Here is an 18129-nt window from a genome sequence, read left to right as displayed (position 1 = left end):
GTCAGGAAGCAAATGACTTATATTTTGAGCAATAGTTGGATCAAGTGCAAATGTGTAATAATTCAAATGCAAATGAACACACCTGAAGGCGGCGCATAGTGATCAAAATAGTACCTCCCTTGCCGTCAGAATACATCGGCCAGTATAACATAGGCTCAATTTATTGTGATGAAAAGACTCATTTATCAGAAATATAAAAGACGCCGACGCATTTTCTGCATCGGCGCCGTTTCATTCTCTGTACCTGTACTGGAACTATGCCTACCTACACACTTGAAACAGGCGTCGTGTTAAGCAGGATGTTAAGTTCGCAACTGCTATGCCGTAATTTATGTGCGATGCATGGATTTACTCTATCATATCTCTAAGATAAAAATGAGACGAACCTTGTCGAAGTCGCTCCAGAATTGGTGCATCCCTGCAACAGCCAGAGTATAGACCGGACTGTTGTATTCGGCAAAGGAAGCCACGCCAAGCGGCGCGAGAAGGAAGGTCGCTCCATACAAAATCAATGGGGAGCCAAAGAAAAAACTACATGTGCGTAAGATATAAGTTTTTTGTCAGAATGGTCGATAAAATAATAAAGGAACATCGATAACCGAGCAGACTATGGGGCTGATTGGGGAAAAGTGGTTCGATACCTTTAGCAAAAGCGCTGTGGATCAAACAGCTTCAGAGCCTGACATTCAGCAGATGTATTATCAAGTTGGAACGGACCCCCTCACGTTGGATACCGTTGCATCGGAAGTACTCAATCCTGGAGGATTGACCATTAGCTTAACCTCTGAGGGAAGCGTTACAAAGTATGGAATAAAATTGCCATGCCTAATGGTTGGAGCGACGCGGACTTCGAGTACTCGAAGAATTACGATCTTTGGAAGGAAACCCACTGATGTTATTGGATTTTGAAAGGAGTGTAACAACCATGACCATCACAGATATGGCCCGTATGATGATGAACGCAGACCGGTATCAGTGTGGGGGCACACAGCCGAAATATCCAAACGGCGCTGCGGTATCACATCCTGATGCGCCTGATGACGGACTGGATATTACAGGCATGACCGCAGCGGATCGCAAAATAGTCTCTGTATCCAAAGAGGCAGAGCAGACGGTACGAGATATGGCTTTGGAGGACATGAAAAAGTATTATGGAATGTCTGGGCCTGACGGCAATAACTTGGGAAATTTTATTAAATCTTATTATAAACAAATTCCCCCCTCTGACCGCGCCAATGCGTCCTGGACATTACAGCAGATGCACCGGGAGGAAGTCTATCGTCTCTATGATTTTGTCCGTTCCCGTATCCCCGGTTGGGAGATTGGTCAGAAGTTTGATACCAGTATCCTGGACGAATACCAACAGGGCGTTGATGTAAAGGCTTAACTGTTTTACGTTTGAACAAATCAATATTGGTCTCATAAAACGAGAAGCACATCCCGGCCAGGATGTGCTTCTCGTTTTGTATGGAGCAAATCAATATAGTCCGATTTTCAAAATGCTATCTCGCAACGGTTTATACTTGATACTCAAGTTTGTCAAGGCTATCACTGGGGCGCCAATCCCACCTTTTAAACTCTTGCATTCCGCCCAATAGATAATCTTGCCTCCCCAGCAGATAATCTTGAACATATTTCTGGTCAACAACCTTTTGATCAAGTGCCTGTAGCTGGTCCTTTCGGTCGATGCTCTTTTCCAGTATCATCTTCTGCATGAGTTCCCGCTTTAGGCGTTCCTCTGCCACATACTCGTTGTTCCGCTTGCGCTGTTCAACTCTACGGTCAGAACGATAAAACGCGCCCTCCGCTTTAGAATTGACCCATTGTGGCGTTGCTGCAGTATCGCTAATTCCATAGCTGGTCGCTCCAGCACTTGTAATCGTTGTTGTAACATGACAGTCAAAAGGAACCTTATGTGACTCTCTTGCATCTGCTCGAAGCCAATCCATGATTTCCTTGCGGTACTCTGGATCGTCCTTCATTCTTTGGAATCCATCTTCTGTAATATGTATAGAATTAGTCAAAACAGAGGCAGCGGTCATTGAATCGATTTCAGCCAGTTCCTTATAGATTTCCAACTTGAATGCTGTCATCTCATCAACTTCTGATACTTCTTGTGTTGCCGCCGCCTCATCTGTCTGACCTGTTGCCTGTGTAGCTGCATTTGTGTTTTGCACCATTTGTGTAAAATCTTGCTTTTTTACGGTGTTTGCTTTCTGTTGCATGCCGGAAAATTGCTGTGCCAACATAGAGGCACGGGAATATCCGTTGATCTGCATATCCATAATCCGTCCTCCCATCCGCCGAAAAAGATGTTCCTATTAAATGTTCCACATCCTGGTTTCTTGCATCCCCAACAGGTAATCTTGAGCATACTTTTGGTCAACAATCTTCTGTGCAAAAACCCTCTGATCAAGTTCCTGCTGCTGTACCTTTTGGTCAATGCTCTTTTCCAATATCATCTTCTGCATGAGTTCCCGTTTTAGGCGTTCGTCTGCTACATACTCGCTGTTCCGCTTGCGCTGTTCGGCTCTACGGTCAGCATAATAAAATGCATCATCTTTTTTGGTATCAAACAACTGTTTTGTTGAGGGGTCCTTGCAATAGAGATCATCACTTACAGTACGGGCGGTTGCTCCTGCTCCAGTTATTGTTGTTGTCGTATGTGCCTGAAATGGAAGTCCGTGGGAAGCCCTCGCATCTGCTCGAAGCCAATCCATGATTTCCTTGCGGTATTCTGGATCGTCCTTCATCCTTTGGAATCCATCCTCTGTAATGTTGACAGAGTTGGTAAGAGTAGCCGGTCCGTACATTGAGCCGATTTCAGCCAGTTCCTTATAAATTTCCCGCTTAAAGGCTGTCATCTCGTCAACTTCTGATACTTCTTGTGTTGCCGCCGCCTCATCTGTCTGACCTGTTGCTTGTGTAGCTGCATTTGTGTTCTGCATCATCTGCGCAAAATCCTGCTTTTTTACGCCGCCCGCTTTCTGCTGTATGCCGGAAAATTGCTGTGCCAACATAACAGCACTGGAATATCCGCTAACTTGCATAGCTATAGCCCATCCTTTCATCACCAAATTTCGGGAAATATTATAATTGCCAGCGTTTACATTCATTTCGCACTCTCTCAAGTATATTATCGTCATTTTTCGAGAAAAAGTAAGCATATAAAATGATTTCCTGTCTTTCTGCCTTTTTACATATCGCAGTATTGTGGAATCCCCATCCTTATCCCTTAACTTTTTGTGACACACGGTCGATAGATTAAATAGTGTAGTGCCTGTTCATCAAGACAATGAATAGACCGATTGCCACATAGTACATTTATATGTGAAAGGATGGGATGTTTTCATGGTTAGTGGAGTCCATTCGACATATGCCGGATATCCGACATCCGCCGGAAAGCCTGTTACCAATAATGCCAAAACGACAGAACAGGCACAATTGTATAGTGGCATTACCACCGTCAGTTGGGCAGATGTTATGGCCGGTACCGCCCCAAGTGGCAGTTTCGTGATATGCAAAACCCCGGAAGAAAGAACGGCGATGCGGGCGTGCCTTGCCAATGGTGCTTCGCGCAACTTTGGCCTTTCCAACCAGGAGGACTATAAGTCGGCGGCGGACCTCTCCACCGTATTGACTGATGAGGAATGGAAGAGTCTCAATCAGAAGTATGACCCGTCAAACATGACACAGCGAGAGTATAGTGCGCTTCTTACAGAATTGCACGACAAGGGATTGCTTAGTGACGGGGATCTGCATATGCTCTCTGTCTGTGAGGATGGCCATTCTTCCTGTATAAATGTAGGCGGCATCCATCTTTCGCCGGTATCCCCAGAGTTGATGGATGGTCATTGCATCACTTCGTTGACGAACAACAGCGCTTTTCCGAATGGTCAGCCTGTGGGCTTTTCCTCCGGTAATGCGCATTGCAATGTGTTTGACATGTCTGCATGGGAGAAAACATTCCAGTATTACGATCAGGATCGCTCGGAGTGGCTTCCAACCTGTAAGGCGCAGGCGTTCCAGTGGCTCGACACTATCCTGCAAGAAATGGTGTCACATAAATAAAATAGGCTGTGATACCGTCCGAATTTGATAAATTCAATTAAAATTTAGAGGGTAGCACCCCGGAAGTAGCGGTGAGATTGCGGCTGTAGTGGCCACTGTGGTAACCTTGGCGCTGCTCGTTGCGCCCATACCGGCTGCCTGGGTCAGTTTACGCCTCGGCCTCCAGCAGCTCGTCGAGGATTTCCTCTATGCTGCCTCGCACAAGTTCCTTGAGCTGCCCCTTGATAACTCCCACGTTTAGCTGTACGATCTTCACAGACATGGTTTGCTGTCTCCTTTCAGAATGGTGTGTCGCCACTTCATTCTACCAGAGATCTGCAAACCATGTCTCTTTTTATTTTTGCGACTTATTTTACCATGCTTCTAAAAACAACAGAAAAAGTGTGGATGTGTTTCTTACTTTTTAGATAAAATTACCGATATATAAATTGAGGAAATCTTTTAGAGAAGGTCACTCATATAAAGAAGTCCAAAAAAGTCGTTTCTATACTGTTGGCGCTCTCAATGGTTATGGCCTTGTCCATTCCTGCTTTTGTGGCAGAGCCAGTGGAGCAACAGCCAGAGGTGATGGCCTCCATCAATGGGGCCGGGGAGACAGTTTACATCCAGACTTTCAGTTTGGATGAGTTGATTAGACCTTGTGCAACTGACAGCTGTGAGACGGTGACAGCAAGGTTCCACTTTGGGGTTGGTGTTGAAGCCTGGAGAGAGTGGGAACAGTCCTCTCGCCGATTTCAGATTCACGACCCTTCCGGCGTAAGATTGCCCCTGGCCGTGGAGTCCTCAATGATAATAACAAAAATATGAAAGGGTTCGTTTTGCTTGCGCTGCTTACAGTTTAGAAGTCCCAGCCCAAATGACCGATAGAAGATGAGTGTCAGGCACAAGGTTGTAGCGTGACTGAGACAGATGTTACTTTTTGAAGTAAATATAATATGTTTAGCCGAAAGAGAGGATACCAAGTAATGGCTATGGTTAACGGCACTACATTTGGAATAAACCAAAGTTTATTTGTTTCAAAAAATACACATTATCAGACAAAAGAAATAACTCATTTCCCTTCAATTAGCAGAACAGATGTTTACGCCTCACAGCCAGATGATTCCAAGGGGTTAAATATAGAGAAGCTGCTAAAGCCAATGACAGCTGATACTGCACACAGTTTAAGAAGCAGGTACACTATTACAAATATGACACGCAACCAATACAGTAGTCTGTTACGTGAGTTGAGGGATATGGGCATTATTACGCCCCAGGACTTCAGTGTTGGATATGGAGGAATGATTCCATACACCGATACCAAAGGTAAAACAGCATATACGGAGGCAGATGGCTGGCCTCGGGGAAAAGAGCAGACGGACTTTGCAGAACTTCTGCAAAATTGTGCGAACACTTGCAGAAATTTTATGTCAAGCCAAGGCGAAGCAATCAACAGTACCCGCATGACGTCGGACTCTTATGACCGCCTTTCAAAAATTTTCAATCAAATTCAGGAGAATGTGCCGGAAAAGGGGGAGCCGACAATGGAGATTAATAGAATAGGGAATGGTCGGATTATAGGCCAGCAGTCGATTCGGAAGGACACGGCTATTACCCAGCCCAATCATACGTTTCAAGAACTGTTCCATGCACGTGCGGCAGAGGCGCCTGTAAAAATTGAATCCGCTGCTACCACTAATGCGATCCCAACGAATATAACCATATTGCCCGGCGACTCCGTAGAAGTAAAATTGGAAAAGCTAAAGCAGATTGCAAGCGTCTCCGACTATACGGGTATGTCTTACGAAGACATATACACCACAATATGGAACCGCTATAATGATGCCTTTGGCGGAAACTTACCGGCAATTATATGTCCTATGGGACCGTTAGCCAACGGTTGGGATGATATTTCCAATCAATTTTATGAGGAAACTGGAGAGGCTGTAATTCATCCGCTTTTTCAGGAGTTCTATGAGCAGGGCTTATTGGAAGAGGGAGAGTTTTACGATCGGGATGATACCTATATTATGCAGCGTATTTCAGACATCCAAAGTGCCCCACTGGGCTACAGCGGGATGAGCTTTGAAGAGAAGAAGCAGGCAATTTACAGCAAGTATCAAGGCAAGACCTCTTACATCGACTTTTTGAATATGCAGGGTGAGCTGCAGCATTCCTTAGTTTACATGAATGAATTAGGCCGGGAAGCTTCATCGGATTATCTGAGTTCAATGAATAGTCACATTACTTACGACTATGTGTACAAAAATCTGGGACTGCTGGACAAAATGAGCGCATCAAATCCCAATCCTCATAGCCAGCTGACAGAAGCGGAATGGGACGCAATTTACGCATGGCAATTCGATTCAGAAACACTGTTCCGCGACCTGAAAAGTTTCTTTTCCAGCGGCTTTTCTAATTCGCCTTCCCGCTTTGAAATTTTGGAGTTTTTAAATAATTATGAGAAGGAAGATAAAAGATAAAGGTAGTGTCAACAGCTCAAGCGTTTTGCGCAATCAGTTTACGCCTCGGCCTCCAGCAGTGCGTTGAGGGTTTCCTCTACGCTGCCTCGCATAAGTTCCTTGAACTGTCCCTTGATAACTTCCTCGTTTAGCTGTACGATCTTCACAGACATGGTTTGCTATCTCCTTTCAGGATGGTGTGTCGCCACTTCATTCTACCAGAGATCTGCAAACCATGTCTCTTTTCATTTTTGCGACTTATTCTACCTTATCGGTCAAGAGGTAAACAGATGCCCAATGTTGGTGATTGTTTCTTGTACGATGTCAGCAACGAACTCACGAATTATGAATGCTATTACCGATTTGATCCATACAGGGGAACCCATCTTGAAGCGGATTAGGTTCCGGCAATCAAGACTTTTTCGCAATCCATCGCAGAGTGGCTTGGAGAGCATGGAGCAGAAGAAAACAGCGTGATCCAGCTATATAGTTTGTCTTTCAAAAAAATCCGGCGTGTTGCGGATGACTTGGGTCATGTATTGATGACCTACTGCGTAAATGATATTGATCAGTCATCTGTGATAGATTCTCGAAATTAGACGCAGAATGCTAAAAGCGTTTCGAGATTCATGAGTAAAAGGAGGTTCACCATAACGAAATGATTCTTAGGTTGATTTTCTTGCAATCTCAAACGCTAATACAGTGATAGTGTATTAGCGTTTCTGTATGTGTCTCTCGCTGCTCCGTATACTATGTCTTAACGACATAGAAAGGAGCGGTGGAGACCGTATGATCGATAAACGCATAGGTGAGCGGATCAAACAATGTCGTGAAAAATTGGGCCTGACGCAAGACCAGTTTGCAGAGCGGCTGGGCTTGACAACAAACTATATTTCCACCGTTGAAAGAGGCGCTTCATTTCCTCGCTGTGAAAAGTTGATTGCCATTATCAACGGACTTGAAGTATCCGCAGATGCAATTTTTTGCGATGTCATTACACACTCCAATGAATACCGGGGTGGCCAGCTTTCAGAGGAGTTGAAGCAACTTCCCCCGGAGGAGCAGCAACGCATCTTGGAAATCGTAGAGCTGATGGTTCAGCAAGCGAAGAAGAAGTTAAAATGATTGATTTTGTGGGCTGCAAGGGAATCTTGTAGCCCATCGACTTTTTTCGACATAAATCTTTCTGTGTATGCTATACTATGTATTAGCGTTATAGAATAAATTTCTAATACACAGGAGGCGTGCGGCATGATTAAAAAACTTGTTGAACTACTTGGTGTAACGAAACCATCCACTTTCTGCCCAGGTGGGCGTACATGTGCCTTTACAGGCCATAGGCCACAGAATCTTCCATTCCGCTTCAACGAGTCCGACAAGCGATGTATCGCACTTAAGAAACAACTCCGAAAACTCATAGTTCAGCTGATCGAACAGCACAATGTTACACACTTCATTTCCGGGATGGCTATCGGCGTTGATATGTATGCCGCCGAAATTGTTCTTGATCTAAAGGCCAAGTATCCACACATCACACTGGAGAGCGCGATTCCCTGCGAGACACAAGCTGCCAAATGGTCTGAGTCGTTGAGAGATCGGTATTTCAAAATCGCAGAGCAATGCGACAAAGAAACCATGCTTCAAACACAATACACACCAGATTGTATGCAAAAGCGGAATCGCTATATGGTAGACCAGTCTGATGTGTTGCTGGCTGTTTGGGACGGGACGCCAAGCGGAACCGGCTCCACAGTACAATATGCGAGGTCGCAAGGTAGGACGATTTGGATTATTGATCCAAATTCACTCGATGTCAACTATGAGGGATAACTTAAGTTTTTAGCAAATGGGTCGATAATATTGGTAGAGTAGTACCATATAATTCGTGAAAGGGGTTGCATTATATTATGTCATGGCAAGTACCAAATATAAACGGTCAGCTTTCGTCTGAACTGGTCAACAGCGGGTGGACTGTATATAAACAAGGAAGCACCCAATCCGGTCAAGGAAATACACAGGCAACTACCGGCGAGCAAGCGCGTCTTTCCCCACCCTCTTTCGATACCGTAGATTTTAGTGACAGCAATATCCGTGATATTACCCCTGAATATCCTGAAGGTATGTTTTCTGACGAACCACAAGTGGATGAAGATGGGAAAACGATTGTCAGAAACCTGTGGGGCGGAATTAAAGTGGAATCCCGGATCGGAGCAGACGGCCAGTTTATCACATTTCCCGATGAGGCTAACCGGAGTGCTGCCGAAGGGGCCGCTACCCATGGTTTCTTTTATCACACCACGGATTTTCTAAAGGAGGCCGCCCAAAAGTACAGTACATTGGGTGAAAATGAAACCTTCCGTTTTCGGGATATTCAAGATGAAGGTTTTGTCCGTGACACCTTGGATTTTCTGACCAATGGCAATTACACGGAGAAAGATGTTGCCGCCATGCAGGATCAGATGGAAGATGTAGTGCTGGAGCTGGCCCAGCAGATCAAGGATGGCAAAGAGATCGATCTCAGCAGTGTCCAGACGAAATTGACCATTGGCGGTTCGGAAATTGGCGTAAGCCAGTTATTTGAGCTGCAATCGCTGGGTAAGGACTTGGAGGGGGTTTTGAACCAAACCTCCGTGGGTCAAATGGACTCGTTTGCATACGCTCAGAAAGGGCTTGCAAAATCTATCGCTGAATACTATGGCAAAGATTATGGTGCGGTAGGAGATATGTTTGCAGATGGCATCGGGCGGCTTTATGAAAAAAGCATCCAAAATGTTCAAAAGCTAAACAATAGCATGAACAGTGGCTACGGCGGAATCGGTTGGTCGCAGAAGGAAAATGATTCCGTTCATACCGGCCTTGAAATTTCCGACCTGTTTGCCAATCTGGATTGCAGCAGCAAGGACGCTTTTATGGCGGACTTCAACGCAAAGCTCTCCGATATGCGCACCCTTGTGCAGCAGTTTGGGAAAAAATATAACCTTTCCGACTCCTATTTGGGCATCGCTGGAGATACGGCAGCTCTGATCAAATATATTCAGTCGGCAATTAGATGATTTGAGAGAAGTGTCTTTTTGTTCATTATCTTTTGCCAGCCGTTTTATGTGTAAAAGGAGATGAAACAGCATGACCATCACAGATATGGCGCGTATGCTGATGAACGCAGATCAGTATCAGCGTGGGGTCACACAGCCAAAGTATCCAAACGGTGCTGCGGTATCAGATCCTAATGCGCCTGATGACGGACTGGATATTACAGGCATGACCGCAGCGGACTTTCACATCATCCCCGTATCCAAAGAAGCAGAGCAGGCGGTACGGGATATAGCTTTGGAGCACATGAAAAAGTATTATGGGATGTCTGGGCCTGACGGCAACGACTTGGGAAATTTCATCAAGTCCTATTATAAGCAAGTCCCCGTCTCAGACCGCGCCAATGCTGGCTGGACATTGAATCAAATGCACAGGGATGAGGCCTATCGTCTCTATGATTTTGTCCGTTCCCGTATTCCCGGCTGGGAGATTGGTCAAAAGTTTGATACCAGTATTTTGGAGGAATACAAGCAAGGGACTATGGATATGAAAGCATAAACATTTATTGTGCAGTTAAAATTCATATTAACAGGGTGTGTACAGCCATGTGGGGAGGATGGAATAATGTACCTATCAAATACGGCGTTTTCCTTTTTGAGTAACAACGGTGTTTTTCAAAACAACGGCGTTTTTCAAAACCGCAATCTGTTTGCTGCAAACTCTGGTATTTTATCGACCGCCGAAAAACCTCAAACAGCACTTCAAAAGGTCTCAAACCAGATTGTGGCCAATCAAACAAGTGATGAGCGGTTAGAAGATTTGTCCAAGTCTGCGCAAATTCGCAGAGACACCTATGTAAAAACCAATGAAGCCACTCCTTTGGAAGAACTGCCAACCGGCGTGTTGGAACTATATTTGCATAATACCAAGATGTACTTGACAATATCTGAAGGATATGAGCAAGAACTTTCGGACTTCAAGGAACAGTTGCAGGAATGGGATCAAACCATCCAAGGCTATCAGGATATTCTGGATGGAAAGGTTGCATTATCAGAAGGACAGACCATGGAAAGCGTTCTTTCGTCTTATGAGAAAGCCCAAAAGGACAGAGAGCAGTTCCTTCAAGACGGGATCGCTCATATTAACGAGAACCGATACAGCGAATTTTTTTCTAACGATAGACTTGACCGCACTCTAAAAAACGTGTTGGGAGAAGACACATTTTCCGCATTTGCCGCAAAAGATCCTTCCAACTGGACCATCGACCCTTCTGCATCGGATATTTATTCTGAAATTGACCGTGTATTATCCGAGGCGCATGGGGTAACAGATGAGCTTCAGCAGGGTGTTGATAACATTTACAGCATCTTACAGGAACGGGGATACGGAGAAAAATACAAAGGCTATTTGGATTCTTGGGCCGACCCCCAAAATTCATACTTTGATCATACCGAAGAAATGAATATCCAGAAACTGATGATTGAGCGGTTGATGAAGGAACCTTTGCTGGAAATGTGAGTTCAGTCACCATACAAATTCTGCCGCTGTTTCATAACAGCAATTCTTTGCTTATTTCACATTCTGTATATGTTGTTAAGTGTTGTAGTGATAGAATTTGTTCTTTTCTGAATTAAATAAAATTATAGAGTGTTCCCTTCTGGGTGGTTCACCATGAACCTATCCTCAGTTCATCAAAAGAGCAGATTCTCCCCTTGGTGGGAAGAGTCTGCTTTTCTTTTTCTGATCAGGTGAGCCGATAGAGATTGGATGTGTAACTCCCATTCTCCCTCCAGCGTGGTTCTTTTTCGAGCAGTCCGACGCGGATTAGATCATCCAGAGCCCTCTTGACCGTTGACCGTGACAATCCAAGATCTGCTGCAATCGTTTTGATTGCCGGCCAGCAGCGGCCATCTAAATCGGCGCGATCCTTGAGGTACATGTATACTGTCCTGGCGCGATGCTCCAGATCAGAAGAATAGATAAGGCTATAGTAACTCATAGGCACCTCCTTACTGTGTACGAATCATCGGCCGTGGGCGCTTGGGATCAGCCCCTGCCTGCATTCCTTGAGTAACTCCACCAGCCATCGAGTCGGAACCCGGATCATCATCCTCAATCTGAGAGGCGTACTGGCTTCGGATGATATTTTCTTCTAAGGTTTGCTTGTCTGCATAGGCTACTGGCCGCTGCGCCTTCTCCGGCATCTCATATGGTGTTCCGAAGCGGATACCCCAATCCAGGAACAGACGGAGTTGAGACTTCATTGGATGGACGCCTGTCTTTGCTACGATAAAACTTCCTTTACGCATTGACTTGAGTTCGTCGGGGGTCATAAGGGGGCGTTCAATCATCTGAAGGCTCTGGGAGGGATCGTTTTTCCCTCGGCTAATAGAACCAGACATTACAGTTCGGCTGCCGAGAGATTTGGAGAGCTCATCAGCAGTCTTGCTGGCAGGAGCAAATCCTCCATACAGGTTCACTTGGCAGTTGTCCACAATAATTTGCGAACCCTCGGGACCATAGTTTTTCTGAAGCTGGCCGGTGATTGACTGAACGATGGGAACAAGCATTAAGCCTCGGGAACGGGATGCTGAGAACATCAGCTCCAGTGACTGGATGGGCGGGCAGGTACCCAGCTCATCCGCAAAGAAAACCACACGATTTTTCAGTCGACCACCGTTCTCATCTGCGACGGTGAGGATCTCCCGGTACAGGTTCTGCAGAATCAGGGATACCATGAAATACTTGGTCTGGTCTTCCTCGGGAAGCACAATGAAGATAGCAGATTTTTCATTACAGAAAACTTCCGCGTCAATAGAAGTTCCGAAGCAAAGGATCTGTTCCATTTCAGAATCGAGGAAGGCGTTCAGCCGGGAGAGTACAGTGGAGATAACAGAGGCCATAGCCTGTTCCGCCGTATTAAGTGCGGAACCGGCAAACCACTTGGCTTTGTGATTTTCCGGAAGCTTCTCCAGCAGAAGCTGGAATTGATTCTTGCCTTTCACACGGCTGGGAGCCAGCAACTCCTGTACCAATTTAAAGACGGACACAATGTGCCGCTGCTCAATTGGGTTGCCGTCCGCATCTTCAGTGGGCAGATACTCCGCCACCAGCAGAAACATGGCAGTCAACAGTCCTTCTGCTGAGTCATAAAAGAAGGCGTTTTGACCATACTGGGCACTGTCACCACCGCTGGTGTTGATCAGCGTTTTGGCAAGAATCTTAGCGTACTTTTCTGATTTGGCTTTTGCGGCCAGATTGCTGGGGTCCGCCTTGTAGATATCCATGTACTTGTTGATGAGATGAAGCAGATTATCCTCATCGGATTTCAGAGGGTTTCGTAAATCGATAACCGAGGTGTGAAAGCCATAGTTGTCTTTCGCAATTCCAGCATAGTTTCGGAACAGATCGCCCTTGGTGTCTGTGCAGAGAAAAGACATACCGGTGGCAAGCGCATATTCGATATTGGGGTAAAGAAAAAAAGCAGTCTTACCGGCACCGCTGGCTGCCGTGACGAGCGCGTGGATATCGTCGGTGTCTACCAGTGCAGTGACATGTCCCTTTGGGCCTTCGCACCCAACAATCAGCCCTTGCTTTGTCGGTAGATTTTTGCCCTGTCGCCACAGTTCCGGCTCAAAGGGAATATGTGCGTAGGTGGATTTGATTTCCTGCTTGGTCGCCCAGCGGGCACTACCATGCTGTCCATCGCCCACTGTTCGGGATTTGATTCCATCCAAGGTATAAAAATTCGAAACAAAAGCAAGACCGCCGATCACCAGGAACATTGCTCCGGAGACCGCGATCAAAATCATAATGGAAGACAATAGGTTTCCTCCTTTCACTTTTGGATGAGGTGATTACATTGATTTATACATGTGATCATTGCTACTTTTTATTTTAGTCACAAGAGAATCCAGAGCATTGTCCAGACTGCGGCAAGGAAACTGTCCGCCTCGCTGATAAACGGGGGCGGGAGGGGTATAGAAACCGAAAAAGGAATTTGTTCCGAAGAAGGGGGACGGATTAGTGATCTGTCCCCCTTCTGTTTCCATAAGGCTACCTCACATCCGTTGCCCACGTTCAACTTGTTGTTTCTGATCCATGACAAGCTGATCGGCAGCATGCTTAACCGGAATTTTCGCACAGGATATGGCCAGATTAAGCCATGCACGGGCAATATCTTTTTTCTGGTCTACGCTGCGGACTCCTGTTGCCTGCGCCTTGCTCAGCACACCTTGTATTTCAGATGCAATCCTATCGGTGCGATTATGAATGGCCCCTCTATTCTGGTGGGGCAGGATTTGATCTTGAAGGAGAAGAGCTGCCTTATCTACTGCGACCAGCGAACCCAGTTGCTTACACTCTTGAAGCACCACAGACAGTGCGCTGGCAGACATTTGCTCCATGATATCCATAGCCTGCTCGGTTCTTCCGCCTTGGAGATGGCTTCGATACTGCCGGAGAAGATCCAGTATCTGCCGGGGTACACGGTCGGCCTGTATGCTGGTACATTTTTCACCGATGCGATTGCAGATTTCTCCTTTGACAACTGCCTGCGGATGCTCCTCTGCAGGCTGGGCAGCCATGCGACACTGCGCTTTCAGATCCTCGTCCCAGTCCTTGTGGGCGGATTGGAGCGGAGCTACCATCGAATAACTGTGTTCATGAAGAATATCAGTGAGTCGGCCGGTGGCCTCAATCCCTGGCGCATCATGATCCAGGCAAAGGATCACTTTTTCAAGCTGCGGGTTCTGCTCCAGCATCCACAGCATGGCATGCTCAGCGGTACCGCATAAGGCTACATAACTGTTGCTCTGCCAGTCATCCGGATAAAGGGTGATGAACGCCATCATGTCAATGGGAGCCTCGAATACATAGAGCTTGTTGCTGCTACCTGTCCAGTGAAAGCTATATCGTGGATCACATCCAACCACATTTCCACGGAAGCTTTTTCCTTGGGTATAGATCCCTCTCTTGTGTGCGTGACGGGCAACGCCATGTTCATCAAATCCAACGAACACAGCATTGTGGTATTCTTTTGTCTGGTCCTTTGACTTTTCGCAGCTTTCGTAGATCAGCCCTTTTTTCGCAAAGGCGTTGATCACATCCCAAGCTATCAATCGTTGCTGAAGCAGGTATGCATACATACGTCGCATGGTAGAACTCGCCGGCGGAAGCGAGAATTCTTTTGGCACATCCGCAGGCTCAGGATCAGCCAGAGTATAGTTTACGCCGCATTCACCATCAAGGAGCTTCTTGACGGCCTCTGGGTAGCTCAGATTATAGAATTGCTGTACGAATGATATCGCATGGCCACCTTGTTCTGTGGCATGGTCGAACCATTCATTCCCGCGGACCGTGATGCTGTGGTCAGAGGCCAGCCGTTTTTCACGGCCTGACGGAATCAGCTTTTCCCCCTGCCGATACAGGAATTCCACCAGATCAACAGAATTGGCGCGGAATTTTTGTTCATCAGTAAAATGTATGTAAGGCATAGTAGTACCTCAATGTCAGCGGTGACGGCTGCGCGTCTTGCGATGGTATCGAACCTGCTGTACCTGAGCAGGACGACGGGGCTTGATTTGTATCAGTGTATAAGCAGAAGACTTGGTACCCTTACGCTTTTTCAAGAAAAAACCTCCTATCATAGGGAAAATCCTGCTGTGCAGCACGGGTATACAGCTCCAATGCCAATCGGTCATTTTGCTCCACACCATATCCACGGCGAATAAGTCCAGCCAGGGAATATTGTGCGTATTTGTATTCTTCTTTTGCAGAGAGCTGGAACCAATGGGCCGCTTTGTAATAGTTTTGCTTACAGCCGAGTCCTGCGGCATAGAGCTTGCCAATACGGTATTCTGCATACCGGTTTTTCTTCTGTTCTTCCACAGCGTGGAATGCAGTTAGAGCATTAGCGTACCACTCATGAGCAGCTTGCATATCTATTTCATGACCCAGACCATCCGTGAGCATACGGCCTAAATCATACATGGCCAATGCATTACCTTTTTGAGCTTCTTTTTCGAATAATGCAAAGGCAAGTTTGAAATCCTGGGGTTGATCTTTACTTCCAAACAGACAGCGTCGGGCCTTGCGATATCTTTCGTTCCAATCCATGTACACACCTGCATCAGATGATTCCTTATGGAATGGTTCTGGAGGAGCGTCGGTTTCAACATTTAACAACAATGAAAGCTGGTCGGAGGAAGGCAGATCCTCCTGTGTGGATGGAAGATTAACTTCCTGTTGATCGTCGGGAGCAAATATTTGCTGTCGCTCACTTAATTTTGCTGCTTCCGCAATAACGATATTTTTTATTTTCTTAAATTCAGGCTGCTGAGAGAGCGGTAACCGCTCTGGCAAATCATCCTTATAGGTGTGAAGGACTTCTTCTCGTAGCTCGTACCACAGATCATAAGCGGATGCGACACGAGAATCCTTTGCGAGTTCATCCACGATCTCATCCACAACCGCTTTGAGAGGTGCCTTGAGGTATCCGTACTGTTTCTTACCGGACAAAAACCGCAGGCGGTCAGCCAAGTAGCTCATGAGCTCCTCAATGCGCTTGTTCTGGATTGTTCCGGATGACATTTGCTCAATAAGCTCACATAGAATGGTCTGGGTATCAACATTCAATTCATCTCGGCGTTGCGTCTGCTTTTGATAGAGTTCTGTCAGCTCCTGATGAAAAATCTCCTTTGCCAAACCAGCTTTGATGTCCGCAATGCCTTGCTTGGTCAGGAACCCTTTGGAGGGATCGGTGCTGTAGCAGACCATGTGGATATGAGGATGATGAGACTCATTATGAAAGGCCGCATACCAGCGGAAGTTGGCCCAGGGGATCTTCATTGCTTTCGCTATTTCTGTGGCATAACCAGAAAGCAGATCCTTCCAGCGTTCCGCATTGTCGTAACCGAGACGAGCGGCATCTTCACGACGCAGAGAGATGATAGGCAGCCACACAACTCCCGGATGGTGTGCTACCGCGTCCGCAACTTGTGAGAGTACGAGGTGATCATCGGAGCCGGTGAATAATCCGTGTGGACCCATACGCTGCGCGTTAGGACGCATAGCGATGTACTTGAGATAGTTCTCACGCTTTCCGATTCGGTCATAGTTTTCTTCCAGCGCACGAGTAATGAATTCGGACGCATTCCCCCGTGTAGGTGACGCATGGTAGTCTTCGTACTCGAACATTCCGCGGCTGAGTGGAAAGTCACGCAAGATCTGCGCAACCATTTGACGCTGCCCCTTGGTAGCTGGAAGCACGGATTCACTTGGGTCGATCTTATCCACGCCTTTGCGTGTTGACATGTACTCCACATAGTTTTGCAGATGGGAGGCGGCACGCTCTGTGCCACCCTTGATATGCGGACACTTGAAGATAACTTTTGGCACAGAGCGTCACCGCCTTTTATCACTGTGGTTTCTCTTTCTGGAATTCCACCGCATCCTTGAAGGAGATCATCCCGTTGGTTTTTTTGATATCCTTACTGACATTTACATCCCTCCCATACTCATGCCCTGGTTGGGCAGCTCCAGCTCCTGCCGGAGGTGGTCTACCGACTCCAGAATTTCAGGATCATTTTTAAAGCTGTTCATCTTCTGATAGTCCTCGAAGAACCTCTGCTCACCGTCCTGTGTGTGAACAAGGTCTACCGTGGCGATGCCATCCTTCGTGACGCCAATGCGCTTTTCAGGCCGGACGCTGGAACTGTAAATCCGAATGGCATCCGACAAGGTCAGATCCCGATGGAACTGCTCCTCCTGGGTATTGCAGTCAGTAATTACAAACCAGCTGTAGCTGTGCGGAAGCGACGGGTCAGCCGCATCCCGCAACGCTTTCATGCCCTTTTCTGTCAGTCCGTAGCTGCATTCCCGACGAGGGTTTGCTTCGCCGGCGAAGTCCAGCAGAATGTCATCCACAGCCTTGCGGATGGCGGGGTCATCCGTCAGCGTTTCGCAGCGGAATCCGGTGGTGGCCATATAAGGTAATTCTTCCCGAATGGCCGTCAGATATGTTTCTCCATCCTGATACTCCATCTGCTCACCGCTGGCGAATGTCACTCGACCAACCGGCTTGTTCTGCTGAGCCATCTGCTGCTGACGCAAGTCGTAACAGTAGAGATACCCTTGGTAGTCGCCGGGGGACGGGGTGCAGCGCAGACAGTAGCGGTAATGCTTCGTTTCTGCGATGTAACCATAACTCCGGCCGTCCTGCGTAATTGCTCCACCATTCTGATGACAGTAGGTGCTCATTGCGGACAGATCCTTTAGAGGACCATCGGCACGAAGGGCATCCACAACTTCCTGAAGGTCATCCTTAAATTCCCCGGTGTTGAATTGGTCTTCGTTATGAGGCCACCAGGTATGGAAAAATCCTTTCCCGCCGGAGCCGAAGTCCATGCGGAGATGTCCCACCGTACCCAGCGTCTCATCCAGCGCCTGGTCTGGCTCTGAATAAAAGAGACCCGCTTCCTCACGAGAAGCGGGCCTGAATTGGCTGAACTGTTTATGATGCTCCAAAAACTCGGCAATCGTTTTGTTACTCATTTTCTCACTCCCTTCGTGCTGGTATAGCTACACA

Annotated in this window: 15 protein-coding genes and 1 pseudogene; 8 read left to right on the top strand and 8 right to left on the bottom strand. The window is 46.9% G+C overall.

Going from position 1 to position 18129, the window contains the following annotated elements; genetic code table 11:
- Nucleotides 1–925: 925 nt before the first annotated feature.
- Entirely contained in the window at nt 926–1387 is a 462-nt protein-coding gene (locus BQ5383_RS02110) for a DUF3879 family protein (RefSeq protein WP_071429124.1), read from the top strand.
- Between the two features lie 130 nt (nt 1388–1517).
- On the opposite strand, the gene BQ5383_RS02105 is transcribed toward BQ5383_RS02110, so the two are convergent.
- Complete coding sequence (locus tag BQ5383_RS02105; protein WP_071429123.1) at nt 1518–2285, bottom strand: hypothetical protein; 768 nt, start codon at nt 2283–2285, stop codon at nt 1518–1520.
- 36 nt (nt 2286–2321) lie between these two features.
- Entirely contained in the window at nt 2322–3116 is a 795-nt protein-coding gene (locus tag BQ5383_RS02100) for a hypothetical protein (protein WP_139193319.1), read from the bottom strand.
- 235 nt (nt 3117–3351) lie between these two features.
- Here BQ5383_RS02100 and BQ5383_RS02095 point away from each other — a divergent pair, with 235 nt between their 5' ends.
- On the top strand, nt 3352–4071 hold the full coding sequence (locus BQ5383_RS02095) for a hypothetical protein (RefSeq protein WP_071429121.1): 720 nt from the start codon (nt 3352–3354) through the stop codon (nt 4069–4071).
- Between the two features lie 58 nt (nt 4072–4129).
- Here BQ5383_RS02095 and BQ5383_RS21975 read toward each other — a convergent pair.
- A pseudogene (locus BQ5383_RS21975) lies at nt 4130–4333 on the bottom strand (transposase); the annotation flags it as partial.
- A gap of 703 nt (nt 4334–5036) precedes the next feature.
- On the opposite strand from BQ5383_RS21975, the gene BQ5383_RS02080 reads away from it, so the two are divergent.
- The 6 genes from BQ5383_RS02080 to BQ5383_RS02050 all read left to right on the top strand — a co-directional run bounded on the left by BQ5383_RS02080 (nt 5037) and on the right by BQ5383_RS02050 (nt 11060).
- Nucleotides 5037–6533, top strand: a complete 1497-nt coding sequence (locus BQ5383_RS02080) for a hypothetical protein (RefSeq protein ID WP_071429118.1) — start codon at nt 5037–5039, stop codon at nt 6531–6533.
- A 768-nt stretch (nt 6534–7301) separates the two neighbouring features.
- Nucleotides 7302–7637, top strand: a complete 336-nt coding sequence (locus BQ5383_RS02070) for a helix-turn-helix domain-containing protein (RefSeq protein ID WP_071429116.1) — start codon at nt 7302–7304, stop codon at nt 7635–7637.
- 126 nt (nt 7638–7763) lie between these two features.
- Nucleotides 7764–8342: an SLOG family protein gene (locus BQ5383_RS02065; protein WP_071429115.1), complete on the top strand. Its 579-nt coding sequence runs from the start codon at nt 7764–7766 to the stop codon at nt 8340–8342.
- A 77-nt stretch (nt 8343–8419) separates the two neighbouring features.
- On the top strand, nt 8420–9565 hold the full coding sequence (locus BQ5383_RS02060; RefSeq protein WP_071429114.1) for a hypothetical protein: 1146 nt from the start codon (nt 8420–8422) through the stop codon (nt 9563–9565).
- Between the two features lie 70 nt (nt 9566–9635).
- Nucleotides 9636–10100 (top strand): DUF3879 family protein, encoded by a 465-nt coding sequence (locus BQ5383_RS02055; protein ID WP_071429113.1) that lies wholly within the window; start codon nt 9636–9638, stop codon nt 10098–10100.
- Nucleotides 10101–10166: 66 nt separating this feature from the next.
- A complete protein-coding gene (locus BQ5383_RS02050) occupies nt 10167–11060 on the top strand; it encodes a hypothetical protein (RefSeq protein WP_071429112.1) in 894 nt (297 codons plus the stop codon).
- 226 nt (nt 11061–11286) lie between these two features.
- On the opposite strand, the gene BQ5383_RS02045 is transcribed toward BQ5383_RS02050, so the two are convergent.
- The 5 genes from BQ5383_RS02045 to BQ5383_RS02025 all read right to left on the bottom strand — a co-directional run bounded on the left by BQ5383_RS02045 (nt 11287) and on the right by BQ5383_RS02025 (nt 18095).
- Entirely contained in the window at nt 11287–11541 is a 255-nt protein-coding gene (locus BQ5383_RS02045) for a helix-turn-helix domain-containing protein (protein WP_071429111.1), read from the bottom strand.
- Nucleotides 11542–11551: 10 nt separating this feature from the next.
- Complete coding sequence (locus BQ5383_RS02040; RefSeq protein ID WP_420835663.1) at nt 11552–13354, bottom strand: type IV secretory system conjugative DNA transfer family protein; 1803 nt, start codon at nt 13352–13354, stop codon at nt 11552–11554.
- A gap of 249 nt (nt 13355–13603) precedes the next feature.
- Nucleotides 13604–15037 carry a DUF3991 domain-containing protein gene (locus BQ5383_RS02035; protein ID WP_071429110.1) on the bottom strand — a complete coding sequence of 478 codons (1434 nt, stop codon included), beginning with the start codon at nt 15035–15037 and terminating at the stop codon, nt 13604–13606.
- Nucleotides 15038–15158: 121 nt separating this feature from the next.
- Nucleotides 15159–16940, bottom strand: a complete 1782-nt coding sequence (gene mobP3, locus BQ5383_RS02030; protein ID WP_083389785.1) for a MobP3 family relaxase — start codon at nt 16938–16940, stop codon at nt 15159–15161.
- 102 nt (nt 16941–17042) lie between these two features.
- Nucleotides 17043–18095 carry a hypothetical protein gene (locus BQ5383_RS02025; protein ID WP_083389784.1) on the bottom strand — a complete coding sequence of 351 codons (1053 nt, stop codon included), beginning with the start codon at nt 18093–18095 and terminating at the stop codon, nt 17043–17045.
- Nucleotides 18096–18129 lie beyond the last annotated feature (34 nt).

Origin of the sequence: Angelakisella massiliensis (assembly GCF_900104675.1) — a bacterium.
In the GTDB taxonomy this organism is placed as follows: Bacteria; Bacillota; Clostridia; order Oscillospirales; family Ruminococcaceae; genus Angelakisella; species Angelakisella massiliensis.
The sequence above is the reverse complement of the archived record's forward strand: the minus strand, read 5'-3'. Positions and strand labels throughout refer to the sequence as shown.